At 67.4% G+C, this 25,361-nt stretch carries 27 protein-coding genes; 23 read left to right on the top strand and 4 right to left on the bottom strand.

All coding sequences use genetic code 11. The annotated features are described in order from the left end of the window. The first annotated feature begins 36 nt into the window (after positions 1 to 36). The 5 genes from leuC to AOP75_RS11070 all read left to right on the top strand — a co-directional run bounded on the left by leuC (position 37) and on the right by AOP75_RS11070 (position 5,390). The gene (gene leuC / locus AOP75_RS11090) at positions 37 to 1,470 is read left to right on the top strand and encodes a 3-isopropylmalate dehydratase large subunit (RefSeq protein WP_062079140.1); all 1,434 of its coding nucleotides are present in this window, start codon (positions 37 to 39) and stop codon (positions 1,468 to 1,470) included. Positions 1,471 to 1,482: 12 nt separating this feature from the next. After that, a complete protein-coding gene (leuD, locus tag AOP75_RS11085) occupies positions 1,483 to 2,121 on the top strand; it encodes a 3-isopropylmalate dehydratase small subunit (RefSeq protein ID WP_062079139.1) in 639 nt (212 codons plus the stop codon). 87 nt (positions 2,122 to 2,208) lie between these two features. Continuing rightward, positions 2,209 to 3,507, top strand: coding sequence for an MATE family efflux transporter (locus tag AOP75_RS11080; RefSeq protein WP_083966929.1), 1,299 nt, complete (start codon positions 2,209 to 2,211; stop codon positions 3,505 to 3,507). A 471-nt stretch (positions 3,508 to 3,978) separates the two neighbouring features. After that, the gene (locus AOP75_RS11075; RefSeq protein ID WP_062079178.1) at positions 3,979 to 4,824 is read left to right on the top strand and encodes a CPBP family intramembrane glutamic endopeptidase; all 846 of its coding nucleotides are present in this window, start codon (positions 3,979 to 3,981) and stop codon (positions 4,822 to 4,824) included. After that, the gene (locus tag AOP75_RS11070; RefSeq protein WP_152650062.1) at positions 4,821 to 5,390 is read left to right on the top strand and encodes an AAA family ATPase; all 570 of its coding nucleotides are present in this window, start codon (positions 4,821 to 4,823) and stop codon (positions 5,388 to 5,390) included. Before AOP75_RS11075 ends, AOP75_RS11070 begins: the two co-directional genes overlap by 4 nt. Here AOP75_RS11070 and AOP75_RS11065 read toward each other — a convergent pair. Next, a complete protein-coding gene (locus AOP75_RS11065) occupies positions 5,368 to 6,270 on the bottom strand; it encodes a PfkB family carbohydrate kinase (RefSeq protein ID WP_062079136.1) in 903 nt (300 codons plus the stop codon). The two genes, AOP75_RS11070 and AOP75_RS11065, sit on opposite strands and share 23 nt — an antisense overlap. Positions 6,271 to 6,342: 72 nt before the next feature. On the opposite strand from AOP75_RS11065, the gene murA reads away from it, so the two are divergent. From murA to AOP75_RS11045, 4 genes are read left to right on the top strand one after another with little or no spacing between them, the layout of a single operon-like run. Beyond that, positions 6,343 to 7,653: a UDP-N-acetylglucosamine 1-carboxyvinyltransferase gene (gene murA, locus AOP75_RS11060; RefSeq protein ID WP_062079135.1), complete on the top strand. Its 1,311-nt coding sequence runs from the start codon at positions 6,343 to 6,345 to the stop codon at positions 7,651 to 7,653. Position 7,654: 1 nt separating this feature from the next. Continuing rightward, positions 7,655 to 8,371, top strand: a complete 717-nt coding sequence (locus AOP75_RS11055) for a lysophospholipid acyltransferase family protein (RefSeq protein ID WP_236683155.1) — start codon at positions 7,655 to 7,657, stop codon at positions 8,369 to 8,371. Further along, positions 8,372 to 9,373 carry an NAD(P)H-dependent glycerol-3-phosphate dehydrogenase gene (locus AOP75_RS11050; protein WP_062079134.1) on the top strand — a complete coding sequence of 334 codons (1,002 nt, stop codon included), beginning with the start codon at positions 8,372 to 8,374 and terminating at the stop codon, positions 9,371 to 9,373. Next, the gene (locus tag AOP75_RS11045; RefSeq protein WP_062079133.1) at positions 9,373 to 10,464 is read left to right on the top strand and encodes a D-alanine--D-alanine ligase family protein; all 1,092 of its coding nucleotides are present in this window, start codon (positions 9,373 to 9,375) and stop codon (positions 10,462 to 10,464) included. Before AOP75_RS11050 ends, AOP75_RS11045 begins: the two co-directional genes overlap by 1 nt. On the opposite strand, the gene AOP75_RS11040 is transcribed toward AOP75_RS11045, so the two are convergent. Then, complete coding sequence (locus AOP75_RS11040; protein WP_062079132.1) at positions 10,461 to 10,925, bottom strand: DUF3515 family protein; 465 nt, start codon at positions 10,923 to 10,925, stop codon at positions 10,461 to 10,463. The two genes, AOP75_RS11045 and AOP75_RS11040, sit on opposite strands and share 4 nt — an antisense overlap. Positions 10,926 to 10,957: 32 nt before the next feature. Here AOP75_RS11040 and AOP75_RS11035 point away from each other — a divergent pair, with 32 nt between their 5' ends. Then, complete coding sequence (locus AOP75_RS11035) at positions 10,958 to 11,896, top strand: thiamine-phosphate kinase (RefSeq protein WP_062079131.1); 939 nt, start codon at positions 10,958 to 10,960, stop codon at positions 11,894 to 11,896. A 155-nt stretch (positions 11,897 to 12,051) separates the two neighbouring features. On the opposite strand, the gene rpmB is transcribed toward AOP75_RS11035, so the two are convergent. Further along, a complete protein-coding gene (gene rpmB / locus AOP75_RS11030; RefSeq protein WP_061962473.1) occupies positions 12,052 to 12,243 on the bottom strand; it encodes a 50S ribosomal protein L28 in 192 nt (63 codons plus the stop codon). Between the two features lie 206 nt (positions 12,244 to 12,449). Here rpmB and AOP75_RS11025 point away from each other — a divergent pair, with 206 nt between their 5' ends. Then, positions 12,450 to 13,955 (top strand): DAK2 domain-containing protein, encoded by a 1,506-nt coding sequence (locus tag AOP75_RS11025; RefSeq protein WP_062079130.1) that lies wholly within the window; start codon positions 12,450 to 12,452, stop codon positions 13,953 to 13,955. After that, complete coding sequence (locus AOP75_RS11020) at positions 13,952 to 16,237, top strand: ATP-dependent DNA helicase RecG (protein WP_062079129.1); 2,286 nt, start codon at positions 13,952 to 13,954, stop codon at positions 16,235 to 16,237. Before AOP75_RS11025 ends, AOP75_RS11020 begins: the two co-directional genes overlap by 4 nt. A 21-nt stretch (positions 16,238 to 16,258) precedes the next feature. Here the strand turns inward: AOP75_RS11020 and AOP75_RS11015 are convergent, their stop codons facing one another. Beyond that, positions 16,259 to 17,989: a cellulase family glycosylhydrolase gene (locus AOP75_RS11015; RefSeq protein WP_161794571.1), complete on the bottom strand. Its 1,731-nt coding sequence runs from the start codon at positions 17,987 to 17,989 to the stop codon at positions 16,259 to 16,261. A gap of 268 nt (positions 17,990 to 18,257) precedes the next feature. On the opposite strand from AOP75_RS11015, the gene AOP75_RS11010 reads away from it, so the two are divergent. The 11 genes from AOP75_RS11010 (at position 18,258) to AOP75_RS10960 (ending at position 25,355) form a co-directional block, all read left to right on the top strand. Then, positions 18,258 to 18,818: a hypothetical protein gene (locus tag AOP75_RS11010; RefSeq protein ID WP_062079128.1), complete on the top strand. Its 561-nt coding sequence runs from the start codon at positions 18,258 to 18,260 to the stop codon at positions 18,816 to 18,818. A 13-nt stretch (positions 18,819 to 18,831) separates the two neighbouring features. Beyond that, positions 18,832 to 19,365 (top strand): signal peptidase I, encoded by a 534-nt coding sequence (locus tag AOP75_RS11005; protein ID WP_062079127.1) that lies wholly within the window; start codon positions 18,832 to 18,834, stop codon positions 19,363 to 19,365. Further along, entirely contained in the window at positions 19,362 to 19,994 is a 633-nt protein-coding gene (locus AOP75_RS11000; protein WP_062079126.1) for a hypothetical protein, read from the top strand. The genes AOP75_RS11005 and AOP75_RS11000 overlap by 4 nt, the downstream gene beginning before the upstream one ends. Continuing rightward, on the top strand, positions 19,991 to 21,031 hold the full coding sequence (locus tag AOP75_RS10995; protein ID WP_062079125.1) for a hypothetical protein: 1,041 nt from the start codon (positions 19,991 to 19,993) through the stop codon (positions 21,029 to 21,031). The genes AOP75_RS11000 and AOP75_RS10995 overlap by 4 nt, the downstream gene beginning before the upstream one ends. Before the next feature lie 27 nt (positions 21,032 to 21,058). Next, positions 21,059 to 21,640, top strand: coding sequence for a 16S rRNA (guanine(966)-N(2))-methyltransferase RsmD (rsmD, locus tag AOP75_RS10990; RefSeq protein WP_062079124.1), 582 nt, complete (start codon positions 21,059 to 21,061; stop codon positions 21,638 to 21,640). Further along, positions 21,637 to 22,119, top strand: a complete 483-nt coding sequence (gene coaD, locus AOP75_RS10985) for a pantetheine-phosphate adenylyltransferase (protein WP_062079123.1) — start codon at positions 21,637 to 21,639, stop codon at positions 22,117 to 22,119. Before rsmD ends, coaD begins: the two co-directional genes overlap by 4 nt. Before the next feature lie 98 nt (positions 22,120 to 22,217). Next, entirely contained in the window at positions 22,218 to 22,769 is a 552-nt protein-coding gene (locus AOP75_RS10980; RefSeq protein WP_062079122.1) for a YceD family protein, read from the top strand. A 2-nt stretch (positions 22,770 to 22,771) separates the two neighbouring features. Beyond that, positions 22,772 to 22,966 carry a 50S ribosomal protein L32 gene (gene rpmF, locus AOP75_RS10975; RefSeq protein ID WP_062079121.1) on the top strand — a complete coding sequence of 65 codons (195 nt, stop codon included), beginning with the start codon at positions 22,772 to 22,774 and terminating at the stop codon, positions 22,964 to 22,966. Between the two features lie 27 nt (positions 22,967 to 22,993). Next, a complete protein-coding gene (rnc, locus tag AOP75_RS10970; protein ID WP_236683154.1) occupies positions 22,994 to 23,734 on the top strand; it encodes a ribonuclease III in 741 nt (246 codons plus the stop codon). A 9-nt stretch (positions 23,735 to 23,743) separates the two neighbouring features. Continuing rightward, entirely contained in the window at positions 23,744 to 24,703 is a 960-nt protein-coding gene (gene mutM, locus AOP75_RS10965) for a bifunctional DNA-formamidopyrimidine glycosylase/DNA-(apurinic or apyrimidinic site) lyase (protein ID WP_062079119.1), read from the top strand. A 34-nt stretch (positions 24,704 to 24,737) separates the two neighbouring features. Further along, entirely contained in the window at positions 24,738 to 25,355 is a 618-nt protein-coding gene (locus tag AOP75_RS10960; protein ID WP_236683153.1) for a response regulator transcription factor, read from the top strand. The last annotated feature ends 6 nt before the right edge of the window (positions 25,356 to 25,361 follow it).

The following is a 25,361-nucleotide window of genomic DNA, read 5'->3' as shown; positions in this document are numbered from 1 at the left end:
TCTCATATCGTGAGATGCGAACATCTGGAGGTAAACATGGGAACCACGCTCGCGGAGAAGCTGTGGGCCAGCCACTTGGTCCGCAAAGGTGAGGGCGGCGCGCCCGACCTCATCTACATCGATCTGCACATGTGTCACGAGGTCACGAGCCCGCAGGCCTTCGAGGGCCTGCGCCTGGCCGGCCGTCAGGTGCGACGCCCCGACCTGACGATCGCGACGGAGGACCACAACACCCCGACGCTTGACATCGACAAGCCGATCGCTGACCTCACCAGCCGCACCCAGATCGACACCCTGCGCAACAACGCCAAGGAGTTCGGTATCCGCATCCACTCGCTGGGTGACGCCGACCAGGGCGTGGTGCACGTGGTGGGACCGCAGTTGGGCCTCACAATGCCCGGTATGACGGTGGTGTGCGGCGACTCCCACACGTCCACCCACGGCGCTTTCGGCGCGCTGGCCTTCGGCATCGGCACCTCCGAGGTCGAGCACGTGCTCGCGACCCAGACGCTGCCGCTGAAGGCCTTCAAGACCATGGCCATCAACGTCAACGGGGACCTGCCGGAAGGCACCACGGCCAAGGACATCATTCTCGCGGTGATCGCCAAGATCGGCACCGGCGGCGGCCAGGGCTATGTCCTCGAGTACCGCGGCGACGCGATCAAGTCGCTATCGATGGAAGCGCGCATGACCGTGTGCAACATGTCCATCGAGGCGGGCGCGCGCGCAGGCCTGATCGCACCGGACGAGACCACCTTCGAGTACGTCAAGGGCCGCCCCCACGCCCCCGAGGGCGCCGACTGGGCTGAGGCCGTCGAGTACTGGCAGACGCTCGTCACGGACGACGACGCCACCTTCGACGCCGAGGTGAACCTTGAGGCCTCCGACCTCGAGCCCTTCGTCACCTGGGGCACCAACCCCGGCCAGGGCTTGCCGATCAGCGCCAACGTTCCCAACCCCGAGGAGATCGCCGACGCCGACCAGCGTGAGGCGGCCGAGAACGCCCTGAAGTACATGGGCCTCACGCCCGGCCAGCCCCTCAAGGAACTTGAGATCGACACGGTCTTCTTGGGCTCGTGCACCAACGGTCGCATCGAGGACCTGCGTGCTGCTGCCGAGATCATCCAGGGCCGCACCAAGGCGCCGAACACGCGCTTCCTGGTGGTCCCCGGTTCCGCTCGCGTGCGTCTGCAAGCGGAGGCGGAGGGTCTCGATCAGATCTTCATCGACTTCGGAGCCGAGTGGCGCAACGCCGGATGCTCCATGTGCCTGGGCATGAACCCCGACCAGCTGAAGCCGCAGGAACGCAGCGCCTCGACCTCGAACCGCAACTTCGAGGGCCGCCAGGGCAAGGGTGGTCGTACCCACCTGGTCAGCCCGCTCGTCGCCGCCGCCACCGCGGTGCGCGGCACCCTGTCAAGCCCCGCCGACCTGGAAGGCGCCGACACCCTCGTCGGCGCCCCCGCGTAAGGAGCAGCCGCCATGGAGAAGTTCACCACCCACACCGGCGTCGGCGTTCCGCTGCGCCGCTCCAACGTCGACACCGACCAGATCATCCCCGCCGTCTACCTCAAGCGCGTCACGCGCACGGGGTTCGAGGACGCCCTCTTCGCTGCTTGGCGCGGCGACGAGAACTTCATCCTCAACCAGGACGCCTACAAGGCCGGCTCCGTGCTGGTCGCAGGCCCCGACTTCGGTACGGGTTCGTCCCGTGAGCACGCGGTATGGGCGCTGAAGGACTACGGCTTCAAGGTCGTCATCGCCGCACGGTTCGCGGACATCTTCCGCGGAAACTCCGGCAAGCAGGGCCTCCTCGCCGCCGTTGTGGAGCAGGGCGACATCGAGCTGCTGTGGAAGGCGCTCGAGGCCGAGCCCGGCAAGGAGATCACCGTCTCCCTTGAGGACCGCACCGTCACCTGCGGCGACATCACCGTCCCGTTCGAGATCGATGACTACGTGCGCTGGCGCCTCATGGAGGGTTTGGACGACATCGGCCTGACCCTCCACAATGAGGAGGACATCACGGCGTTCGAGGGCACTCGCGCATCGTGGCGTCCCCAGACCTTGCCGGCAAAGACCGAGCCCAAGCAAGAGGTCGTGGCAGCCCGCCCGGCCGAGTAAGCCAAGGAGCCGCTCACGAGCAGCACCCCGTCACAGCGACGCCGCGTCGCCCGACCGCTACCGCATCGGGCCGCGGCGTCGCTTGCGTTGCCCGCCATCGCCTCAAACGTGGCTGTGCCGCTCGCCGGCCTGGTGGACACCGCCGCGCTCGGACACTTCGCGACCGCCACAGACATTGGCGCCGTCGGCCTTGGCGCGGCCGTGGTCTCGACACTGTTTTGGATCTTTGCGTTCCTGCGTACGGGCACCACGTCGCTGGTGGGGCGCTCCTTAGGACGGGCCGATGCTCACGGGGCCGTGCGTCACGTGCAGCGGGCGTTCGGGCTGGCCTTGGCGCTCGCGGCAGTGTGGCTGCTCGTCATGTGGGTCGTGGTGCCTGGCATCTTGCAGATACTCGCGCCGCCGGGCGCCGCACGCGACGCCGCGCTGGCCTACACCCTCATTCGCGGCCTCAGTCTGCCGGCGATGCTCATGACGCTGGTGGTCTCCGGCTATTTCATTGGCGCCAAGAACACGCGCATTCCACTCGTGATCGCCAGCACGCAGGCTGTCGCGAACATCGTGTTTGACCTCGTCCTCGTCGGGGGCCTGGGTCTAGGCGCCGAGGGTGCCGCGTGGGGCACATTCGCCTCCGAACTGATCGGCGCCGCGCTCGCCGTCTCCCTGTTGTGGCGGCGGCTGTCTCCCGAGCAGCGAGCGACGTTCAAGGACTGGCGTGATGAGACCTTGCGTCACGGGTGGGCCGCCCTATTGCGGTTTAATGGCGCGCTCATGGGCCGCACTGCGTTGCTCACCGGCGTCGTGACTTTTGTTGCCTCGGTCGGGTCCTACTTTGGGCCTGAGGTCCTCGCTGCCAACGCCATCATGTTGCAGCTCATGAACCTGGCGTCCTACGCGCTCGACGGCTACGCCAACGCCGCCGAGGCGCTGGTGGCCCACGCCGCAGGCGCCGGCCAGACACCTCAACTGCATAGCGCCGTCATCGCGACAGCCATCCCCATGGCGGTCATTGGCGTGGGGCTGACCCTCGTGTATTGGTTCGGGCGCGGGCTGATCCTGACGTTGCTGACCGACCTAGCTGACGTGCGCGCTGCGGCGCTCGACTATTGGCCGTGGATCGCGCTGTTGCCGCTGCTGTCGTGGGGAGCGTACTGGCTGGACGGCGTGTTCCTGGGGGCGGGCCAGGCCGGATTGATGTTCGCCGCCATGGCGGTTTCAGTCGTGGGCGTGTTCATCCCCGTGATCCTGGTAAGTGCCTGGAGCGCAGGCGGGCTCACCAACACCGCCGTCTGGACCAGCTTTCTGCTGCTCAATGTGGTGCGACAGGTCACTCTCGGCGCCCTCTACCCGCGGCTCACGCGATCCGTCGCTGCGGGCGCTTCCTAGCCCGGCCGCGGCATCGGCCGCCAACCAGGCCGTGCCCCCAACCCGGCCGCGCCGCCGGCCCCGTGTGCCGCAGCGGGCACCTAGCCCGGCCGCGCCGCCGGCTGCCAACCCGGCCGTGCCCCCCAACCTGGCCGCGCCGTCGGCCCCGTGTGCCGCATCGGGCACCTAGCCCGGCTACGGCATCGGCCGTCGTTCCTGCGTGCGCCGCGTGCGAAAGTGACTGAAAATCCGACCAGCTGGCCGACACCCCGCGGCGTGTCGCGGGTGGAGGCACGATCCTCAGTCACTTTGCGACGCCGCGATCGATTGCAGACGCGCCGAGAGCCGAACCCGCGCTGAGCGCCGCGTCGGAACACGCGCTGAGAACCCGCTTCGAGAACCCGCGCTGAGAACCCGCTTCGAGAACCCGCGCCCGGCACCGCATTCGGAGCTGCGCCAGTACGCGCTCCAGAAGGTGGCATGCTGGCGGGCATGACATCCCCGGTCATCGAGGCCCCCGTGACGTTCGACCGCTCCGACGCGCGCGACTGGCTCCGCCTCAGCGCGGCGGCGCTCGTGTGCGCGGCCGCGATTGTGCTCTTTGCCCTGCACGAGCGTCCAGAGGGGTACATTCCACTGGTCGCAGGCGTGGCGTTGGGGTGGTACGTCGACCGCTCGCTTGGCAAGGACCTTGCGCTGATCGCACTCGGGCAGGCGATCATTTCCACGATCTCGCTCGAGGCGGATCTCTCCAACGCCGGCATCGCGCGGTTCGCGATCGCGCTATCGCTGGCCGTGGCGGTGCCGTGGGCGCTCGCGAGATGGGTCGTGGGCCACAGCGCCGTGACCTTCCCGGTGCGTACGGGCAGAAAGTGGACGCGGGCCCAGTGGTGGTACCTCGCGGTCGTGATTGTTGCGGGTTACCTTCTGTTGCCGTTCTACTTCATTGGCTCGGGCGCGTACCTGAACTGGCCAGACTTGTCCGGCGACACCGACGTGGCGCGGTTGTTTGTCGGTGTCAACGCCGTGGGCATCTGGGACGAGCTGTTCTTCATCTGCGTGGTGTTCGCCCTCCTGTGCCGACATTTCCCACTATGGTGGGCGAACGCTCTCCAGACCTTAGTGTTCGTGTCCTTCCTATGGGAGCTCGGCTACCGCGAGTGGGCGCCCGTATTCACGATTCCCTTTGCCCTGATTCAAGGCTGGCTGTTCGCGCGGTGGAAGTCCTTTTCCTATGTCGTGACTGTGCACCTGCTGTTCGATGCGGTCGTCTTCGCCGCGCTGGTGCACGCCCGCCATCCCGACCTCTTCGACATCTTTGTGACGGCTCCGCGATGAACATTCTGGGAATTGCCGGGCCTCCCGGCGCAGGCAAAACGACAATGGCGGCGGCCTTGGCGCAGCAGTGGGGGCCTGGCGCAATTGCGCTATCCGTGGACGGGTTTCATCTCCCAGGGCAGGCGCTCCGCGAACGGGGTATCGCGGACCGCAAGGGTGCGCCTGACACCTACGACGTGCCTGGTCTGCTGCGGTTGCTCGAGGCATTGCGGCGTCCTGACCGGGGCGAGGTGCTCGCGCCCGCTTACTCTCGCGACCTTCACGAGCCAGTCGCGGACGCCGCGAGGGTCGGTCCGGACATCCACACGGTGATCGTCGAAGGCAACTATCTGGGCTTGCAACAGACGCCGTGGAGTGAAGTGCGGCCCCTGCTGGACCTCCTGTGGTACCTCGACATCCCGTGGGCGGTCACGCGGGAGCGGCTCATCGCTCGTCGGGTCGCGACGGGCAGGGACGTCGTCGAGGCACGGGAGTGGGTGACGACGGTCGACCGCGCCAACGACGCGCTCGTGCGTTCAACGACCGCTGGAGTCGACCGCGTCGTTACTGCGGAAGAGCTTCGTTAAGCCAGGCGCGGGTCCCGAAGGTCCGTAGGGACACCGCCACGACCCGCGACGCCCACTCCAGGTCGGCGGGGAGCCTGTCGAGGTCCAGCCCCCAGGCGGCGAGACGGTGCGCGAGCGCGCCATGGAGCACGTCTCCCGCCCCCAGGGTGTCCACGACTTCTACGGGCGCTACCGGGACTTCGGTGACGTGCGTGCCGACCTGAACGAGCATCGGCCCGCCCCCGCGGGTCACCACGGCGGCTTTCACGCCCCGCTCGACCAGGGCAGCGAGGGTCGCCTCGGGTGAGCCGCCGCCGGGGAACGTGAAGTCGTCCGAGACGACCGCGACATCCGTCACCGCCAGGAGGTCATCCGTGTACGGCTTGTGCGAGCCCGCGTCCAGCACGACCGGTATGCCGGCCTCACGCGCGGCCTGCGCGATCGGGACAGCGAGGTGGCGGTGATACCCGTCGATGAGCACAGCGGTGGCGCCATGAACAAGGGCCGACGCGTCAAAGTTGTCAGGGGTGTGGGGCACGTCGACGGCCGCAGTGGTGGGGGAGACGACGGCACGTTCCCCTGTGGCCCGCGTCACCATGATCGCCGCCGTCAGGGGTGGCCCGGTGGGGGAGCCATCAGCCACGTGGAGGTCGACCCCGCAGTCGGCGAGGTCCGCACGGATCAGGTCGCTCAGCGGGTGAGAGGGCAGCGCGGTGACGAGGCGCGCGCGGGAGCCGCATGCGGCAGCCGCGACCGCGCCATTGGTAGCGGGTCCGCCTGCCGCCAGGAAAAAGTCCTGGGACGCGACTTTGACGTTGGAGGAGGGCACGTGATCGACGAGGTGCGCGACGTCGACGGTCGTGAGTCCTGAACAGACAACGAACGGAGCAGACGGAGCCATGCAGCGATCCTGCCACGCTCACGTCGCGCGCGGATGTGCGTGCCTGAGTGCGCCATGAGGCACGATAGTCACATGACCGATTCGATTCGCGTGACCGGTGGCCGCGCCCTGAACGGCGAGGTTCACGTTCGAGGAGCGAAGAACTTCGTTTCCAAGGCGATGGTGGCCGCGCTCCTGGGCTCCACCCCCTCTACCTTGCGCAACGTGCCGCGCATTCTCGACGTGGAAATCGTCTCTTCGCTGCTGCGGCTGCATGGCGTGGGGGTCGACTACGACGTGGAGTCCGGTGTCCTCAACGCGGACACCACCACGTTGTCGCCCGCGGACGCTGTCGACATCGCCCAGCACGCCGGGTCGTCGCGCATCCCGATCCTGCTGTGCGGCCCGCTGCTGCACCGCCTGGGAGCCGCCGTGATCCCCGACCTGGGTGGGTGCCGCATTGGTGACCGCCCCATTGACTTCCACCTTGAGATTCTCACCAAGTTCGGTGCTGAAGTTCGCCAGGCGGACGACGGCCTGCACCTGTCGGCACCGAACGGCCTACGCGGCATCAAGCACGAACTCGCGTACCCGTCCGTAGGTGCGACTGAGCAGCTCCTGTTGACCGCGGTGATGGCCGAGGGCATCACGACACTGCACAACGCAGCCGTCGAGCCCGAGATCAAGGACCTGATCGACACGTTGCAGAAGATGGGCGCGATCATCTCTGTCGACACCGATCGCTCGATCACCATCGAAGGGGTCACGGAACTGCGCGGCTACGATCACGTGTCGCTGACCGACCGCATCGAAGTAGGTTCCTGGGCCGCCGCCGCGCTGGCCACGGGAGGCGACATCTTTGCTCGCGGCGCGCAGCAGCGCCACATGGGCAGCTTCCTCAACACCTTCCGCAAGGTCGGGGGAGAATTCGATGTCACCCCTGACGGCATTCGGTTCTATCACCCTGGCGGCGACCTGAAGTCGATCGCGCTGCAGACCGACGTGCACCCCGGGTTCATGACCGACTGGCAGCAGCCCATGGTGGTCGCCCTCACCCAGGCCAAGGGCCTCAGCATTGTCCACGAGACGGTCTATGAGAACCGCCTGGGGTTCACCTCCGCCCTGAACCAGATGGGCGCCCATGTGCAACTGTTCCGCGAGTGCCTGGGCGACAAGCAGTGCCGGTTCGGGCAGCAGAACTATCAGCATTCCGCCGTCATCTCCGGCCCCACGCCGCTCAAGGCGGCGGACATCGAGGTCCCCGACCTGCGCGGCGGGTTCTCCTACCTGATCGCCGCGCTCGCGGCGGAGGGAACGTCGACCGTCACGAACATCGGCATCATTGACCGTGGCTACGAGAACTTCCGTGGAAAGCTCACCGCCCTGGGCGCGGTGATCGACTGACGTGGCACCCAAGATGCCAGGCGGTTTCCGAACCGCCGCCGTTTTTGTCAAACCCCTCCTGCTCGCGACCACGCGGCGTGAGTGGTCGGGAGGCGAGCACCTGCCGCAGGACCGCGGGTTCATTGCCGTGTCCAACCACTCCACGTATGCCGACCCCTTCACGTTCGCGCACTTCTTGTACGACCACGGGTTCGCGCCGCACTTCCTCGCGAAGGCGTCGCTGTTCGACATCCCCGTCGCTGGCAAGGCGCTCAAGGGACTCGACCAGGTGCCCGTTCACCGCGGGAGCGCCCGAGCCAAGGATGCGGTAGACGCCGCCGTCAAGCTGTTGGAACGGGGAGACTCGATTGCTGTCTTCCCAGAAGGCACCCTCACGCGTGACCCCGATCTGTGGCCCATGAAGGGACGCACGGGCGCCGCACGCATGGCGCTTGAGCACGACGTGCCGGTGGTACCCGTGGCTCAGTGGGGCGCCCACCGGCTCTTGGACCCGTACGGCAAGCGGCCGCACCTGATCCCGCCCAAGAAGATCATCATGAAGGCCGGTCCGCCCATTGACCTCGATGAGTTCCGCGGGCGACCAGCGGACATCGAGACATTGCGCGGCGCGACCGACCGCATCATGGATACCCTGACCGCAATGGTCGCCGACATTCGCGGTGAAGAGCCGCCCAGCGCACCGTTCGATCCGCGTGCGCGCAACGCTGAGGGAGAGTAAATGATCAAGGCCACCGTTCTGGGCTCCGGCGCATGGGGCACGACCTTCGCGGCCGTACTCGCTGACGCCGGCACCGAGGTGACCCTGTGGGGCCGCGATGAGGCAGTCGCGGCGCAGATCATGACCGAGCACGTCAACGGCCGTGCGCTTCCCGACCTGCCCCTGCCGCACGGCATTCACGCGACGACCGACATTGAGGCGGCGCTCGCTGGAGCCCACATTGTGGTGGTGGCGCTTCCCGCACAGAAGGTGCGCGACATCATTGGCGGTTGGAAGGACTTGGTTCCGGCCGATGCCGTGGTCGTCTCGCTCATGAAGGGCATCGAGGTCGGCACTCACCTACGGATGAGTGAGGTGCTGACGGAGCTGTGGGATATTGCGCCGGAACGCATGACGGTGGTCTCCGGCCCCAACCTTGCGCGTGAGATCGCCGCGAAGCAGCCCTGCGCGACCGTCGTCGCCGGTATCGACAAGGCGGCCACCGAGCTCGTTGCCGAGGCGACCGCATCGCCATACTTCCGTCCCTACACCAACCCCGACCTCGTAGGCGTCGAGCTGTGCGGCGCTTTCAAGAACGTGGTCGCGGTGGGCGTGGGCGCGACCGATGGCCTGGGTTTTGGCCACAACACCACGGCGACCGTCATCACCCGTGGACTGACAGAGATCACCCGCCTGGGCACCGCGCTTGGCGCCCACCCCGACACGTTCTCTGGTCTTGCGGGCATGGGCGACCTGATCGCGACGTGCGCGTCGCCACTGTCGCGTAACCACACGCTGGGAGCGCACATTGGGCGCGGCCTGTCGTTGGAAGTCGCGTTGGAACGCACTGGCGGCACGGCGGAGGGCGTCAAGACCTCGCTGTCCATCCAGGAGCTCGCCCGCGCCCACGACGTTGACGTTCCGATCTGCGACGCCGTGGTGAGCATGTTGCACGACGCCCAGCCCATCATGCAGGTCATTTCTGGCCTCCTGTCGCGTCCGCGCAAGGCAGAGGTGGTCTGATGGCCAAGCCCACAGCGGTCATCCTCTTTGGCGGCCGCTCGTCCGAACACGGCGTGTCCTGCGTCACTGCGGGGGGAGTACTCGCGGCCATTGATCGCGAGCGGTGGAACGTCGTGGCGGTGGGCATCACGGCGCAGGGCCGGTGGGTGCACGTCAGCGACGACCCTGAGGACTGGCAGATCGTTGACGGAGCGATGCCGACAGTGGGCGAGTCCGGGGACACCGTGGTGCTGCCTCGTGACGCCGGCGAGAAGATGTGGCGGGTCATCTCCGCCGACAACCGCGTGAGTGACCTCGCCGACGTCGACGTCGTGTTCCCTCTGCTCCATGGGCCGTGGGGTGAGGATGGCACTGTCCAGGGCGCACTGGAACTGGTCGACGTGCGCTACGTGGGTTCCGGCGTGCTCGCCTCAGCTGCCGGCATGGATAAGCAATTCATGAAGGCGGCGTTTCGCGATGCGGGACTTCCCGTGACACCGGATGTGACGCTCCTGCGGGGCGATGCGCTCGACGACCACATGGATGATGTCCGCACGCTGGGGCTGCCACTGTTCGTGAAGCCGGCGCGCGCGGGGTCGTCGATGGGCATCTCCAAGGTCACGGACCTTGACGAGCTTCCCGCCGCGATCGCGGAAGCGGTCAAGCACGATCCCAAGGTGCTAATCGAGCAGGAGGTGGTGGGCCGCGAGATTGAGACCGCAGTGCTGGAGACAGCTGAGGGTGCTGTCGCTTCTCCTGCCTCCGAGATCATTACGGCCGACACCCACGACTTCTACGACTTTGAGGCGAAGTACTTGGATCCGGATGCCGTGGTGTTGCGGATGGCCGACGACCTCGAGAGCTACACCGCCGCTCGCATCGAGCAGATTGCGCTCAAGGCTTTCCGTGCCGTGGGCGCTGAGGGCCTCGCGCGTGTGGATGTCTTCTTGTCAGAAGACGGCAACATCACGGTCAACGAGATCAATACGATGCCTGGATTCACTCCCACGAGCCAGTACCCGCGCATGTGGGCAGCTGCCGGCACCGACTTCGCGACCTTGGTGGAGACCATGCTCAGCACCGCCCTCGCGCGGCCGCTCGGGTTGCGCTAGCGGCACTCGAGGTTGTTGACGGGCGCTCGTGCAGCTGCCGTGGAGACGGCGGACAGTACCTCGCTGACGGCGTCATCGGCACGCACCTTCGGGACGGTGAGTTCGAGCGCGGGGGAGCGGCCAAACGTCACGGCCACCCAGTCCTCCTCAGTTTCCTCAACGAGCCAGTCCACGTTGGCAGAGGCCGTCGCGATCGCGAGGCATGGCTCGGTGGTGGGGCCTGGCGGCTCCACGCCACACCTCGCGACGATGGGGAACTCCTCGCCCCAGGCCTGGGTCGCTTGAGACGTGGTGCCGCGCTGGTCCAAGCCGCCCACAATGTCAGGGATGGCGAGCATCACCTCGGCGCAGTCGGGATCCGCCGCGTAGGGTGCGGGATCCACGACGAGGGGATGCGCGCAGCCAGCGAGCACGGCGGCCGAGGCGGCCGTCAGGACGGCAAAGGTGGCACGGCGACGCATGCGATAAGCCTAATGCTGGCTACCCTCGACCCATGACCCGCATCAGTGACATGAATGAGGACGACCTGATCGCGCTCTTTGCGCCGCGCTTGCCGGAGACGGATGCCGCCATTTTGGGTGCCGGTGACGACTCTGCGGTGCTCGCGGTCGACGGCCACCTCGTCGTGTCCGCCGACATGCTGGTGGAGGACCGTCACTTCAGGCGCGCGTGGTCGACGGGGGCAGATGTGGGCTACCGCGCGGCCATGCAGAACCTCGCGGATATCGATGCGATGGGCGCGGTGCCCACCGCGCTTGAGGTGTGCCTGGCGGCGCCGGGCGATACGGACGTGGAGTTCGTGCTGGGGCTGGCCGATGGCCTGCGCGAGGCCTGCGAACCGCATGGAGTGGGCGTCGTGGGTGGGGACTTGTCCGGAGCTCGGGAGATTGTGGTCGCGGTGACGGCGCTCGGGGAGACGCATGGCACGGAACCGGTCACGAGGGCCGATGCCGAGGTCGGGGATGTCATTGCGGTGGCGGGTCCGCTCGGGGCTGCGCGGGCGGGACTGGCGCTGTTGGAGGCGGGCCGCCGGGACGCGCCGGAGGCGGTCGACCTGTTCTTGCGTCCACAGCCGCGCATTGGGGCTGGCCTTGAGGCGGCATTGCACGGAGCCACGGCAATGATGGACTTGTCGGATGGCCTGGTGCGCGATGGCGCCAGGATCGCGCGCGCCTCGCAGGTGCGGCTGGCGATCGAGTCAGCCGCGGTCCCCATCCACGAGGCAGCGGTGTTCACGGCCCAGGTCCTGGGTGAGGACGCGCTGGGCTGGGCGCTGGGTGGTGGGGAAGACCACCACATGCTCGCGTGCTTCCCGCGAGCCTCCGCGGTACCGGCGGGCTGGCACGTGATTGGGACGGTCGAGCCCGGCGAGCCGGGACTACTCATCGACGGCGCACTCCCGTCGGTGGCCGGGTGGGATCACTTCGGTTGAGCAGGCGGGCAGTGCCGCAGCGCCTGACCGCATCACCTGACCGCAGCGCCGCGGCTAGCGACCCAGACTGTGCGCGCGTGCACGTAGGGGCCGTTGGCACACGAAAAAGCGGGCGTCCCCGAGGGGATCGCCCGCTTTTTACGTCTGTGTAAACGTCAGACGGCGCGCTGCACCTTGCCAGCCTTCAGGCAGGAAGTGCACACGTTGACTCGCTTGGGGGTACCGGCGACCACTGCACGGACGCGCTGGATGTTGGGGTTCCAGCGACGCTTGGTGCGGCGGTGCGAGTGCGAGATGGAGTGACCAAACGAAGGTCCCTTGCCGCAGACGTCGCAGTTGGCAGCCACGATAGTTCTCCTTGGTGTCTTTGCGCGTCCACGTTCAGTGCGGAGCGCCACATTTTTGAGCCCGGGGTGCCCGGGCAACCGCACTAGAGTATCCGATCTGGGCCCCTCACGGCAAACGCCGCGTGTGCGCCCGCTCCGGTGTCGGTGCTCCATGACAGCATAGACCTCGAACGCGCCGCGTCCGCGGTGCCCCTTGTGCAGGAGTTATGGCTGAATCCACGGACTTGCGGCGCTGGCTTACCTCGGGAGCCAGCGCGATCAAGCGTGCCCGGCAACATCTGGATTCCATCAACGTTTTCCCGGTGCCCGACTCCGACACCGGCACCAACATGTACCTCACCTTGCACGAGGGCAACCGGGCGGTCGCCAAGTTGCCGGAGAGCGCCACTCACCGCGAGGTCGTTGCGGCTTTCACCCGCGGGGCGCTGCTGGGCGCGCGCGGCAACTCCGGCGTCATCGTCAGCCAATATTTGACGTCGTTCCTGACGGCGATCGACGCGAGCGGGGGGCTGTCGGGGGCAAAGCCCAAGGCCATCGCCAGCGCGCTCGAACAGGCCTCGGACGCTGCCTATCGCGCGGTCGGAGCGCCCGTGGAGGGCACGGTGTTGACGGTGGCGAGGCGTGCGGCAGAGGGGGCCCGCGCAGCAGTCCAGTCCGGCGCAGACCGCGAAGGCACCGTGGTGGAGGCAGTGGTGAGCGCACGGGCGGCGCTCGCGCGCACGCACGAGGACCTGCCGAGTGCGCGCGAGGCGGGCGTGGTGGATGCCGGTGCCGCAGGCCTGTTGCTGCAGCTGGAGATGCTCGCGGAGACGATGGCGGGTGCCCACGCGCTGGACGGCTTCGACGACGTGCCCTGGGAGCTGCGCGACAACGGCGTGGTCGTGAGCGCAAGCGACGTCCACTCCCACGAGGGTGGCGCGTACGAGGTGATGTTTGTGGTGCGGGATGAGCATGACATTCGCGAAGCGTTGACCGGCGAGTTGCAAACGATTGGAGACTCGGTCGCCGTGACCGGAGCCCACGATCTCTACCAGGCGCACGTGCACACAGATGAGCCCCACATCGCGGTCGAGCACGGGATCGCTACCCACGCGCGCCAGATCGTGGTGCGCAACATCGTCGCGTCGCATGACGCCGACCGGGCGTCGACGGGAGTGGTGGCCCTGACGACATGCCCAGGTATGGCCGAGCCGCTCGCGGACGCCGGCGCCGTGGTGCTGGTGGTACCTGACCCGACCGGGGTCAGCAAGCGGGGCCTGCGCCGCGCCGTCAAGGACGCCTCCGGCACCCACGCCGTCGTCGTGGCCGGCCACCCCCACCTGCGCGCCGCGGCAGTAGAACTGGCTCACAAGCGGCGCAAGGAGCCCTCGCTCACGGTGTTGGAGGCTGAGCATGAGGCCCATGTCGTTGCGGCGGTCGCTGCCGCAGCTCTCACGACGCCGGGGCAGGACCTTGCGGAAGAGATGCGTGCCGCAGTGGCACGGACATCGGTCACGGCGAGCACCGGCGACGCACTGGACCAGGACGTGGATGCGCTCGTCACTGCGCAGACTGAGGTGGTGTCCCTCATCTTGGCCGCTGGTGTGCCGGAGGCCGTGGCAGAGAAGGCCCGCACGTCAGTGCCCGCCGTCGCACGCGCAGCGGACGTCAACGTGTATCGCGGCGGGCACGCACACCCGCCCGTGTGGATCGGTGTCGAGAGCACCGCATGAGTGAACCCGCGACCTCGACGGGGCGCCTGTATGAGCCACTGACGGCAGTTCTCGGGGCGAGGACGGCCGGCGGGCTCAAGAAGTTGGGGCTGGAGACAGTTGGCGACCTGGTGCGCCACTATCCCCGCCGGTACGGCGCGCCCGGAGAGATGACCAACATCGCGTCCCTGCGCACTGGAGAGCACGTCACGGTGATGGCACAGGTGCGTAGCGCTCAGGTGCGGTCCATGCGTTCGCGCGGCGGCGCCATGCTCGAGGCCATCGTCACAGACGGGTCGTCCACGCTGCAACTGACCTTCTTTGCCAAGCGCGCGGGCGTGCTGCGAATGCACGAGGACAAGCTGAGAGCCGGTCGCACGGGCCTGTTTACCGGCACCGTGGGCGAGTACCGAGGGCGACGCCAGCTCACGCATCCCGACTACCTGATTGTGGGAGTCGATGCGGACAACGAAGATGACGCTGTCCTCGAAGCATCACGGCCCATCCCGATCTACCCGGCCACGGCGTCGGTGCCCACATGGCGCATCGGCCGGTCAGTGCGGACCGTCTTGGACCCCCTGACCGAGGATGACCTGCCGGATCCCCTCCCTTCCGCGCTGCGTGAGTCGCGCTCCCTGCCCACGCTGCGCGAGGCGCTGCAGTTGGTGCACGTGCCCAACGAGGACGCCGACATTCGGCGCGGTCGCGACCGGCTCCGCTTCGAGGAAGCATTCGTGCTGCAGGCTGCCTTGGCGCGTCGGCGAGCCGCCCACGCGGACCTCACTGCCACCGCTCGCCCGCCTCGCACAGGTGGTTTTCTTGATGCGCTCGACGCCCGTTTGCCGTTCGCGTTGACCGAGGCGCAACGTGACGTGGGCCGGGAGATTGCCGAGGATCTCGCGCGGGACAGGCCCATGATGCGCCTGCTGCAGGGGGACGTCGGTGCGGGAAAGACGGTGGTCGCTTTGCGCGCCATGGCTCAGGTCATCGATGCCGGGGGACAGGCCGCGCTCCTTGCCCCCACCGAAGTCTTGGCCGCACAGCACGCACGGTCGTTGCGGGCCATGCTCGGCTCCCTCGCCGACGGCGGGATGCTGGGCGGCGCGGACAACGCCACCCGCATCGCCTTGCTGACGGGGTCGCTCGGCTCCACGGCGCGACGCCAGGCGCTCGCGGAGGCGGCCTCGGGCGCCGCCGGGATCATCGTCGGCACCCACGCGCTGCTGTCGGAAGGCGTGCAGTACGCGGATTTGGGCCTCGTCGTCGTGGATGAGCAACACAGGTTCGGCGTGGAACAGCGAGACGCGTTGCGCGAGCGAGGCGACCGCCCGCCGCACACCCTCGTGATGACCGCCACGCCCATCCCGCGGACCGTGGCGATGACGGTCTTTGGCGACCTTGAAACGTCCGTCTTGGGTCAGCGACCCGCTGGCCGAGTCGAGATCACCACCCACCTTGTTCCGGCAGACAACGCGCCATGGATGTCGCGCACGTGGCAACGGGTGCGGGAAGAGGTCGACGCGGGCCGGCGCGTGTACGTCGTGTGCCCTCGCATTGACGCAGACGGCGACGCGCCCCAGAGCGACGGCTCCGGTTCCAAGTCCCCCGCACCAGGAGACGTGCGCCCCGCGGACGGGGAACTGACGCTCGATGTCGGGGATGCGGTCGTCGATGACGAACCTGAGGTCCCGTTGGCGTCCGTGGCCGCCACGGTGGAGCAGCTGGCGGCTTTGCCGGAGCTAGCGGGCGTGCGCATCGGCGCCATGCACGGCAGGCTCAGCGCGGAGGACAAGGACGCCGTGATGGCCGCCTTCGCAGGAGGCGAGGTGCCCGTCTTGGTGTCAACGACCGTGATCGAGGTCGGCGTCGACGTGCCCCAGGCCACGATGATGGTGGTCCTCGACGCGGAACGGTTTGGCATCTCTCAGCTTCACCAGCTCCGTGGCCGCGTGGGGCGTGCGGACTTGCCGTCGCTATGCCTGCTTGTCACGCGGGCCGCGCCCGGCACTATCGCTGAGGAGCGGCTGCAGGCGCTCGCGGACACCGCGGATGGGTTTGTACTGGCGGAAAAGGACCTTGAGCTGCGGCGCGAAGGAGATGTCCTCGGCGCCGCCCAGTCCGGCGGCCGCTCGTCGCTTCGCCTCCTTCGCGCTGTTCGTGACGCCGACCTCATCGATGAAGCCAGGGTGGCGGCCGCACACGTCATCGAGAGCGACCCGCGCCTGGAGCAACACCCGGCCCTGGCATCGGCCGTCAGCGCGTGGCTTGATCCCGAACGCGAGGCCTTCCTCGAGCGTTCCTGACGCCCCCGATACCCGCGGGCTCTAGCCCAGCGGAATCTCGTGATCGAGGCCCTGGGGCTGTCCCGCCTCGTTCTTCCACAGCACTGGGTCCAGCAACGCCATCTTGTCCTCGTCCCACGTGGTCCAGTCGTCGAGCAGCAGCCCACCTGTGTCCCCCGAGTTGGGGTTCAAGGACCAGAACGTGTGGTGCAGGCGCCGGTCCTGGATGAGGTCGCGCAGCGACGTCAACCACCGGTCCTGACGCTCGTCTTGTCCCAGGCGCCCGCCCCATTCGCCAATGAGCAACGGAGACACGCCGTCGTCATGGAGGTAGAGCCAGAAGGGACCCCAGACATCGTCCTCAAGGGTCGCCGCGGTGAAATCGCCTTGGAACCAGGGCTGCTCATACACGAGCGGCCCGTAGTCGTGCGGGGAGTACATGATTTTGTCTGCCGGGCCCTCGACGGGGATATCGCCAGCCATGGAGAGATTGCCTCCCCACCACGTGATGTCCCAGTCGTCAGGGTTGGTCGACGTCACCGCCGTGCCGATTTTGGGCGTCGCCTCGATCCCCTCGACCAAGAGCAGGACGTCGGGGTGGATGGCGTGGATGCGCTGCGCGGCCTCGGAGGCCACCGCCTGCCAGTCGTTGGCCTCGCCGTCACCCCAACTCGCGCGCGGCTGCTCGGGCGGCTTGCCGTGCGGTTCATTTTTGAGGTCAAACCCAATGATGGTGTCGTCGTGTGCGTATCGCTGTGCCACCCACTCCCACGCGACAAAAAAGTCTTCCTCGGAGACGGCGTCGGTATGCCAGACGGGGGCGGTATGCCCGGCATTGTCGGCTTTCGCGGAGTGCACGTCCAGGATCACTTTGATCCCGTGAGCCTTGGACTGTTCAAGGAACACGTCGAAGATCTCCAGCGTCGTCAGGCCTTCCAGGTCGGGGTTGGCGGCCGCGTTCACGTTGCTGGTCGTGCCTGCTTGGCCGGCGCGCCATTCCAGGAGGAGCTGCGTGGAGATCGGGATGCGCAACACATTGAGCCCGCGGTCGGCGACAGCCGCGAGTGTTGACTCGAGGTTGACGGACCACAGGCCGTGAAGGACGCGCTCGGACGTGTTGAAGCCAAACCAGTTCGCCCCGGTCAACCACACCTCATCTCCTTGCGCGTTGACGAGCCGGTTGCCGTCCACGCTGAGCCAGTCGTCGTCGCTTGCGGCGTTGACTGGAGCGGGCACCTCGTCGCTCGCCGCGTTGCGGTGGTCGTGGTGGCCGTCGCCGCTGGTCGAGGTCACGCAGCCCGTGCTGACCACCTCCGCCGCGCCGTCCGCGGTGAACCCAAACGCGGTGCTCGAGCCCGCCGGCACGGCAGCGTTGTAGTCGAGGTTCCCGGCCTGGGTGGTGCCCGTCGCGCCGGTGGCCAGCGTGGAGTTCCAGGCGCTTGCGACAGTGGACGAACCGAGGTCGAGCTCGACAGTCCAGTCGGTGAGTGCGACGTCACCGGCGGTGACGGTGATGTCCGCCTGGTAACCGCCCTCCCACTCAGAGGTGACGTTGACGGTAGCGGCGCACTGGGCCGATGCCGCGGCTGGGTCGCCCGTGGCGCTGACGCTCACGGACGGGGTGGGGCTCGGCGATGCAGCGGGCGGCGCCGTCTCGTCGCCGGCTCGCGTGAGTGCCCAGCCGCCAGCGATGAGTACGGCCGCGAGGCCCACCCCCGCTGGAACAGCGATGCGGGCTTGCCTCCACCAAGGCGCGGTTGATGTGTCAGTCACGTTGGAAACCTCTCGCATTCGCCGGTCGCGACCACCCTAGCCATCGTTGCCGTTCGCGCTGGTCATCGGCCGGTTTTTTCGAAACATGGTGCTGGGGCTAGGACCTAAGTCGTGAGTAAGCGCCGGTATGCCCAGTTCCCGGACGTGACGATTCTCACGCTCCCGTTCGGCGCACGTGAACGCGGTTTGAATCGCCGTGAGCGGGTGGTCACACTCGAAAAACGGAGGCCAACCCCCTTCCGTCGCATGAACCAAGGAGTTGCAAGACATGACCGCACAAGCACAGGGCCGTTCCCGCCAGGACAAGGTCAAGATCGGCCTTGCCGGCATCGCCATCCTCGGCATCGGAGCCGCCGTCACCACCGCCGCGTGGACGGACGACGTCTGGTTTACGTCTCAGGCTGAGGCTGCCCAGTTCGACCTCCAGGGGTCGCTCGACGGTGTCGACTGGCAGGACGTGGGCGTCGACTCGATCGACGGCATGCCTGGCGCCGACGAGTCCATCGAGATCCCCGCGTCCGAGTTCGCTGGGCTGGTGCCTGACGACTCGCGCACGGTTACCGTGCACCTGCAGAACGCGGGCGACACGGACATCGCGCTTGCCGAGGCCGTGCCAGCCCTCACCGGTGACCTCTTCGTCGCAGACGCCGCGCCGCTGGACACCCCCGCCACCGTCACCGTCGGCGACTTCGCATCCGCGACGTTGGCCCCCGGAGCGGAGACGACGTTTGACATCACCGTCGCCACCCCCGAGGACTGGGGCACCGGCTACATGGGCGCCACCGGCTCCTTGAGCGTGTCCGTCGTGGGTACCGCGACGGCCTCCTAAGGCGACGACGACAGTGGCACGCGCGCTGAGGACCATCGGAAGCATCGCCCTTTGGGCAGGTGCTGCTGTTGGCGTGCTCACCTGCCTTGTATGGGCAGCAACGGCGCTAGGCGTGCTGAAGCCACTGATCGTCACCTCCGGCTCCATGGAGCCCACCATTGAAACAGGCGCATTGCTTGTTTCCGTGCCCGTCGCCGGCGACGAGATTGCCCCCGGTGATGTCCTGACTCTCCCCAGCGATATCACCGGGGGACTCGTCACGCACCGCGTGGAGTCCGTCGAGGCCACCGACGCCGGGTGGGACATCGCCATGCGAGGGGACGCGAACCCTGTTGCCGACCCCGAGGTATACGTCGTCACCGAAAGCGCATGGACGCCAGCTCTCAACATTCCCGGCGCGGGCGCCGTCCTGGCGAGCTTGTCCCGCCCCAGCGTGGTCATCCCGGCGCTCATCGCGTTGGCTGCACTGCTCGGGATGTCGATGGTTCGGGACGATCGCGCCAAGCCAGCCGCCGCGGACGCCGTGGAGGAAAAGGTGTCAACGTGACGCCCACGGCGCGCGGAACGTCGGGCCTGCTCATCGCTGCACTTGTGTGCGCGGTGGGCGCTGCTGTTCTCGCGGCTCTTCCCGTGCCCGGCGGCCAGCACGTGACCGTCGATGTCGACCTCGGCGCCGTGGTCCCAGGAGAACCCGTGACGAGCACCGTGAATGTCGACGTGCCGACTGACTCGACTGTGGTGCGCGCGGAGTGGGTGCACCTGGACGGCATCGCCCGCCACATCGACTGGTCGGTCGCCCTGTGCGGCGGTGACGGCTGCGCGGATGGAGCGCCCGTGCGCACGGGCGCGGTGGTCCCTGCGGGAACCCATACTGTCTGCGTCACCGGCGTGTTGGCAGGGGATAGCCCTGCTGGCTCCGGCCAGGCGACCGGCGTGGTCAGTCTCGTCTCCGAGGCCGACGCTGGCGCGCTCGAGGCCTGCCTCGACTCGGAAGCGGCGGATGCTGGCGGCGCACCTCCACGCGTAGTCGGAGCGCAGGCGGGTTCTGCGTCCGGCGGTGTGCCGCCGTGGACGGGCGACCAGACGCCGTGGGCCGCCGCGGTGCTTGCGGTAGCGGCCGTCGCGTGCGGATTGACAGCACTGGTCAGGGAGAGACGAAGGAGGGTGGACGCATGAGCCACACGCGGTCGCGGTTCTCCATGCTCGGTGTCGCAGCTGCGATGTCGGTTCTTGTCGTGGCACTCGCCTTGCTTCCTGGCTTCACCCAAGCGGCCTGGACAGACGAGGTCGCCACGACCACGGCAGCCTTCGCTGGCGATTGGGGCGCCGGCGGGGACGGAGACGGCGGGATCTCGCCGGGAAACGACGACACCGTGATCTCTGACATTCAATGGGCGATCGCGAGCCCTGTCCAAGCGTGCGCGAACCTCACCGTCACGACTGAGTCCACGACACCCGTTGACTGGGCCGTCGATGTCGACATGACCTCGTCACCCTGGAACGGAGTGGATCCGAGTCTGGGAAAGGTTGAGAACGGTGCGAACGCGGCCATCGATGGCACGGTCCTGCACCTGACAGGCATTCACGACGACGGCGCGCCCTTCAACGCCTCAAGCAACAACACGCCCTTGAGCAGCGCCCAGGTCGCCAAGATCCGCCTGTGTGTCTATGACGGTGGCGACCCGCCAGTGGGGGACGCGGACTGGTACACCACCGTCCAGCATGCACCTGTCCGCGACGGGAACAAGGTGTGCACCTCGATGGACGTCATCGGCCTTGTCGACGAGGATGAGTACCCGTTCTACTACGGCTGGCAGGCCACGATGGACCTGACCGAGGCTTGGGAGATGCTGGACGACGCGGGACTGTCGTACAACTTCACCTCGATGACGCCGGGCCCCGAGGGTGACTATGGGTACCACATGGACCCCGGAACCGTGAGCGTCGACCACAGTACGTATGCACTCACGAGCGCCGTCCACTTTTCGCTGCACGGCACCGCGTCCGGAACCGTGACGTGGTGTCTGAACGGCATCCCTCGCTCCGCAGGCACGACGGCCAGCTCCGACGCCGGGGACGCAGATGACCCGGCAAACTCAGGCGAGACCTCGCCCGCTCCGGCGGCCTCGGCAACGCCGGTGCCCTCCGCAGAGCCGACCGTCACGCCCAGCACAGACCCGACGCCCGAGTCGACCCCCACGGAATCTCAATAGTCCGGTCGCGGTGCGTAAGGTAGCAGCGTGACTCGAATCATCGCTGGCCAGTACGGCGGTCGCCGCCTCGCGGTGCCGCAACGGGGCACCCGCCCTACGACCGACCGCGTACGTGAGGCGCTCTTTTCGCGCCTGGATCACGCCGATGAGCTGCGCGATGCGGAGGTCCTCGATCTCTTCGCGGGCTCGGGCGCGCTGGGACTGGAGGCGCTGAGCAGGGGAGCGCGGCGCGCGACTCTCGTGGATAGCGCGCCTGCAGCTGCGCGGGTCCTGCAGGCGAACGTCCGCGACCTTGGCCTCGCGAGTACCGTCCGGGTGGTGAAGGAGAAGGCCGCCAGCTTCCTGGCGCGCGCGACGGGGCAGTTCGATCTGGTGCTCATCGACCCCCCGTATGACCTCCCGTCGGCCGAGGTCGACGCTATTCTCGCGGCGCTCGTTCCCGTCCTGGCGCCGGGCGCTGCAGTGGTGCTGGAGGGCTCTACTCGCGCGCAGGCTCCCCAGTGGCCCCGGGGAATCGCGCTCGCGGCCAGCAAGGATTACGGCGAGACTCGGTTGTTCTACGCCCATGCGGGCGACCCGGAATCCAGTGAGGTAGCGTCAGGCACATGAGCGTCGCTGTCTTCCCCGGCACCTTTGATCCCATCACGATCGGGCATGTCGACATTGCCGCGCGCGCCGCCCGGCTCTTCGATGAGGTCGTGATTGCCGTCGCCCACAACTCCACGAAGACGCCCTTGCTCGATGCGGACGCGCGTGTTGCCCTCGCCGTATCTGCGACACGCCACCTCGACGGCGTGAGTGTGGAGCAGACGGACGGCCTGCTCGTGGACTTCTGTCGTGATCGAGGTGCCAATGCCATCGTGAAGGGTTTGCGTGGCGGGGCGGACTTCGACGCCGAGCGGCCCATGGCTCTCATGAACCGCTCGCTGACCGGCATCGAGACGGTGTTCATCGTGGGCGACAACGCGCTCAGCCACATCGCATCATCCCTGGTCAGGGACGTCGCGCGGCACGGCGGAGACGTCAGCACGTATGTGCCACCAGGCGCGGCCGACGCGATCGTGGCGGCGCTCAAGTCGCCAAGTTGAGGTTGACGCCACTTTTCGCGTAAACTAGTGCGCCGGTCCTGCTGGAGATGTACGGGCCTGAAGTCCACGAGGACTGGAAACGATGGGAGGGGCGCTGAATGTCGCACCATCCCACCCATTCTCCCTATGTGTTCCACGTCCGGGACATGGCCGGGAGCCCAGGGTCGCACCGCGAGGTGAGCGAGTCGTTTCCTGCCCCCGAGGCCTTAGGAACAGACGTCATCAGCGTTCCTCAGGGCACGGAAATCGAGCTCACCGCGAGCCTCGAATCCGTGTCTGACGGAATATGGGTTTCGGGACGCGCCCGCGCGCAGGCAGTTGGCGAATGCGGACGGTGCTTGGATGAGGTTCGACAAGACGTCGATGCCGCGATCCAGGGGCTGTTCACAGCGGCTAAGATTGACCTGGGCGAGGACGAAGACGAGCCTGAGGACGTTTTCGAGTTTGACGGTGAAAGCCTCAATCTCGAGGATGTGGTGCGGGATGCGGTAGTGACTCAACTGCCGTTCACCCCGCTGTGCCGTCCGGATTGTCCCGGGCTGTGTGACCAATGTGGCGCGCGGCTCGCTGACGAACCGGACCACGCCCACGAGGTGATCGACCCGAGGTGGTCGACACTCCAGAGTTTGACTGAACAGAAAGAGAGTTAGCCGTGGCAGTTCCCAAGCGCAAGATGTCGCGCAGCAACACGCGTGCACGTCGCTCCCAGTGGAAGACCACCGCTGCGAACCTGACGTCGTGCCCGTCGTGCAAGGCCGACAAGCTCGCTCACACCGCATGCCCCTCGTGCGGCGCCTACAACGGTCGCCAGTACGCCGAGGCGCTGCGCACCGTGAACGAGCTGTAAAGAGTTTTCAGCGCGAGGACGAGTATCGTGACCATTCCAGGGCAGGCTGCGGCCGATGCCCTGGTGGCACGCCTAGGTGTCTTTATCGACCCCGAATTGCTCGTCCTCGCGCTTACTCATCGCTCGTTCGCCTATGAGGCGGGCGGGCTCCCCACTAATGAGCGCCTGGAGTTCCTCGGGGACTCGGTGCTCGGGGTGATCGTGACCGATCGCCTCTATCGTGACCACCCCGACCTCCCTGAAGGTGAGCTCGCGAAGATGCGCGCCGCCACCGTCTCTCAGAAGGCGTTGTCCGAGGTCGGCCGCGCGATTGAGATTGGGCCCTGCATCCTTCTGGGCAAGGGCGAGCGATCCACCGGAGGCTCCGACAAGGACTCGATCCTGTGCGACGCGGTGGAAGCCATCATTGGCGCCGTCTACCTCACGCACGGCATCGACACCACCCGCGACGTTGTGCTGAACCTGGTCGGCGGTCACCTCGCCGCCGCGGCCACGTCGGGCGTGGCACTCGACTGGAAGACCTCCCTCCAAGAGGCCGCTGCCGAACGTGGCAAGAGCGCCCCCGTGTACACGTGCGAGGGCGAGGGCCCTGACCACGCCCGCACGTTCACCGCGACGGTCCGCATTGACGGCGAAGCCTTTGGGACCGGTGTTGGCACAGCCAAGAAGCACGCCGAGCAGGCCGCCGCCGCGCAGGCGTATGAGGCACTGACGGGATCGAACGGGTCAACGTCAGTCCCCGACGAGGCACCCGCGCACCAGGCGTAGGGCGTCGGCTTGCCTGAACTTCCCGAGGTCGAGACCGTCCGTGCGGGTCTGGCGCCATTTGTGACGGATGCCTTCATCCGGGAGATCGACATCCGCCGCGACTCGTGCGTGCGGCTGCTGCCAGGCGGCGCTGAGGAGTTCCGCGCTCGATTGCTCGGCACGCGGATGGTCGCACCAGTGCGCAGGGGAAAATTCCTGTGGGTCCCCGTTGTGCATGGGGCCGATGCCCTGGCGGGGGAGACCACGGCAGTCGAGGCGCTTTCCGCGCACCTGGGCATGTCGGGGCAGTTCCGCGTCTACACGCAGGCGGAGGCGCCACCACCGCACTCCCACTGCCGGGCGCGGCTGTCGTTGGAACGTGGCGCCGAGTCGCTGGTGCTGGACTTTCTCGACCAACGCACCTTTGGCTACCTCCACGTCGAGGAAATGGGTGCGACGATCGATGGCTTGCCTGGCGGCCATGGCAGTGCCCAGGCGGCGCTGCCGGCGTCGGTGGCCCACATCGGTCGCGACGCCCTGGATCCGTCGCTGGACGTAGCTGCAGCATTGCGCGCGTTCAGGCGCGGCAACCGTGGCATCAAGCAGGTGCTGCTCGACCAAACCGTCGTGTCAGGGATCGGCAACATCTATGCAGATGAGGCCCTGTGGCACGCACGCGTGCATCCAGAACGCCCAGCACACGCCGTCAGCGCGCCACAGGCGGCCGCCCTCCTTCAGTCCGCGCAGGCAGTGATGCGGCGAGCGCTTGCCGAGGGCGGGACCAGCTTTGACGCGCTCTACGTCAACGTCAACGGCGAGTCTGGCTACTTCGCGCGAGGCCTCGAGGCGTATGGCCGGGCAGGGGAGGGGTGCCGGCGCTGTGGCAGGCCCCTGCGCCGGGCCACCGTGGGCGGCCGCGCGACCCATTGGTGCGCCACGTGCCAGCGGCGATACGTCGCGCGTGCAGGTGCACGTGGGCGCGCCAGGTAGGTCTGGACGCAGGGATACGCCTACGATGCAGGGTATGGCTGACGTGCGTGTACTGGTTCTTGATGACCACGAAGTGGTGCGGCGTGGCATTTGCGACATTCTTGACCGCGCCGAAGGCGTCGAGGTCGTCGCGGAGGCGGCATCTGTCGCGCAGGCGATTCGTCGCGCCGACGCGGTCCGGCCGGACGTCATTTTGTCCGACTTGCGCTTGCCGGACGGCACGGGGCTTGATGTCATCGCGCACGTACGCGAGACGCTTCCCCAGACGCACATTGTCGTGCTGACGAGTTATGACGACGATGAGGCTCGTGCGGCTGCCCGCCAGGCCGGTGCGGACGCCTTCGTGGCCAAGACTGCGGGTTCTGCGGAGGTCGTCAAGGCGGTGCGCGACAGTGCGACCGGCCGCGAGCACGGCCAGCACATCAACGTCAGCGAGGATGAGTCAGTCGCGAGCTTGACTCCTACGGAGCGCAAGGTGCTGACCGCCGTGGGCGAGGGGAAGTCGAACCGTGAGATCGCTGACCAGCTCGGCATTGCGGAAAAGACGGTGAAGAACCACGTGACGAGCGTCTTGGCCAAGATGGGGCTGAAGCGGCGCACACAGATTGTGGCGTGGGCTACCCAGCGGCGCGCGCAGTCGTTCCGCGGCTAGCCGTCG

Source organism: Demequina globuliformis (assembly GCF_000975155.1).
GTDB lineage: Bacteria > Actinomycetota > Actinomycetes > Actinomycetales > Demequinaceae > Demequina > Demequina globuliformis.
Note: the sequence above shows the minus strand (reverse complement) of the source record. Positions and strands in the feature narration are given on the sequence as shown.

Excerpts from the sequence above, each read along its gene's own strand:
- leuC (WP_062079140.1), top strand. The coding sequence starts at position 37 with ATGGGAACCACGCTCGCGGAGAAGCTGTGGGCCAGCCACTTGGTCCGC.
- leuD (WP_062079139.1), top strand. The coding sequence starts at position 1,483 with ATGGAGAAGTTCACCACCCACACCGGCGTCGGCGTTCCGCTGCGCCGC.
- AOP75_RS11075 (WP_062079178.1), top strand. The coding sequence starts at position 3,979 with ATGACATCCCCGGTCATCGAGGCCCCCGTGACGTTCGACCGCTCCGAC.
- AOP75_RS11070 (WP_152650062.1), top strand. The coding sequence starts at position 4,821 with ATGAACATTCTGGGAATTGCCGGGCCTCCCGGCGCAGGCAAAACGACA.
- AOP75_RS11065 (WP_062079136.1), bottom strand. The coding sequence starts at position 6,270 with ATGGCTCCGTCTGCTCCGTTCGTTGTCTGTTCAGGACTCACGACCGTC.
- murA (WP_062079135.1), top strand. The coding sequence starts at position 6,343 with ATGACCGATTCGATTCGCGTGACCGGTGGCCGCGCCCTGAACGGCGAG.
- AOP75_RS11050 (WP_062079134.1), top strand. The coding sequence starts at position 8,372 with ATGATCAAGGCCACCGTTCTGGGCTCCGGCGCATGGGGCACGACCTTC.
- AOP75_RS11045 (WP_062079133.1), top strand. The coding sequence starts at position 9,373 with ATGGCCAAGCCCACAGCGGTCATCCTCTTTGGCGGCCGCTCGTCCGAA.
- AOP75_RS11040 (WP_062079132.1), bottom strand. The coding sequence starts at position 10,925 with ATGCGTCGCCGTGCCACCTTTGCCGTCCTGACGGCCGCCTCGGCCGCC.
- AOP75_RS11035 (WP_062079131.1), top strand. The coding sequence starts at position 10,958 with ATGACCCGCATCAGTGACATGAATGAGGACGACCTGATCGCGCTCTTT.
- AOP75_RS11025 (WP_062079130.1), top strand. The coding sequence starts at position 12,450 with ATGGCTGAATCCACGGACTTGCGGCGCTGGCTTACCTCGGGAGCCAGC.
- AOP75_RS11020 (WP_062079129.1), top strand. The coding sequence starts at position 13,952 with ATGAGTGAACCCGCGACCTCGACGGGGCGCCTGTATGAGCCACTGACG.
- AOP75_RS11010 (WP_062079128.1), top strand. The coding sequence starts at position 18,258 with ATGACCGCACAAGCACAGGGCCGTTCCCGCCAGGACAAGGTCAAGATC.
- AOP75_RS10995 (WP_062079125.1), top strand. The coding sequence starts at position 19,991 with ATGAGCCACACGCGGTCGCGGTTCTCCATGCTCGGTGTCGCAGCTGCG.
- coaD (WP_062079123.1), top strand. The coding sequence starts at position 21,637 with ATGAGCGTCGCTGTCTTCCCCGGCACCTTTGATCCCATCACGATCGGG.
- AOP75_RS10980 (WP_062079122.1), top strand. The coding sequence starts at position 22,218 with ATGTCGCACCATCCCACCCATTCTCCCTATGTGTTCCACGTCCGGGAC.
- AOP75_RS10960 (WP_236683153.1), top strand. The coding sequence starts at position 24,738 with ATGGCTGACGTGCGTGTACTGGTTCTTGATGACCACGAAGTGGTGCGG.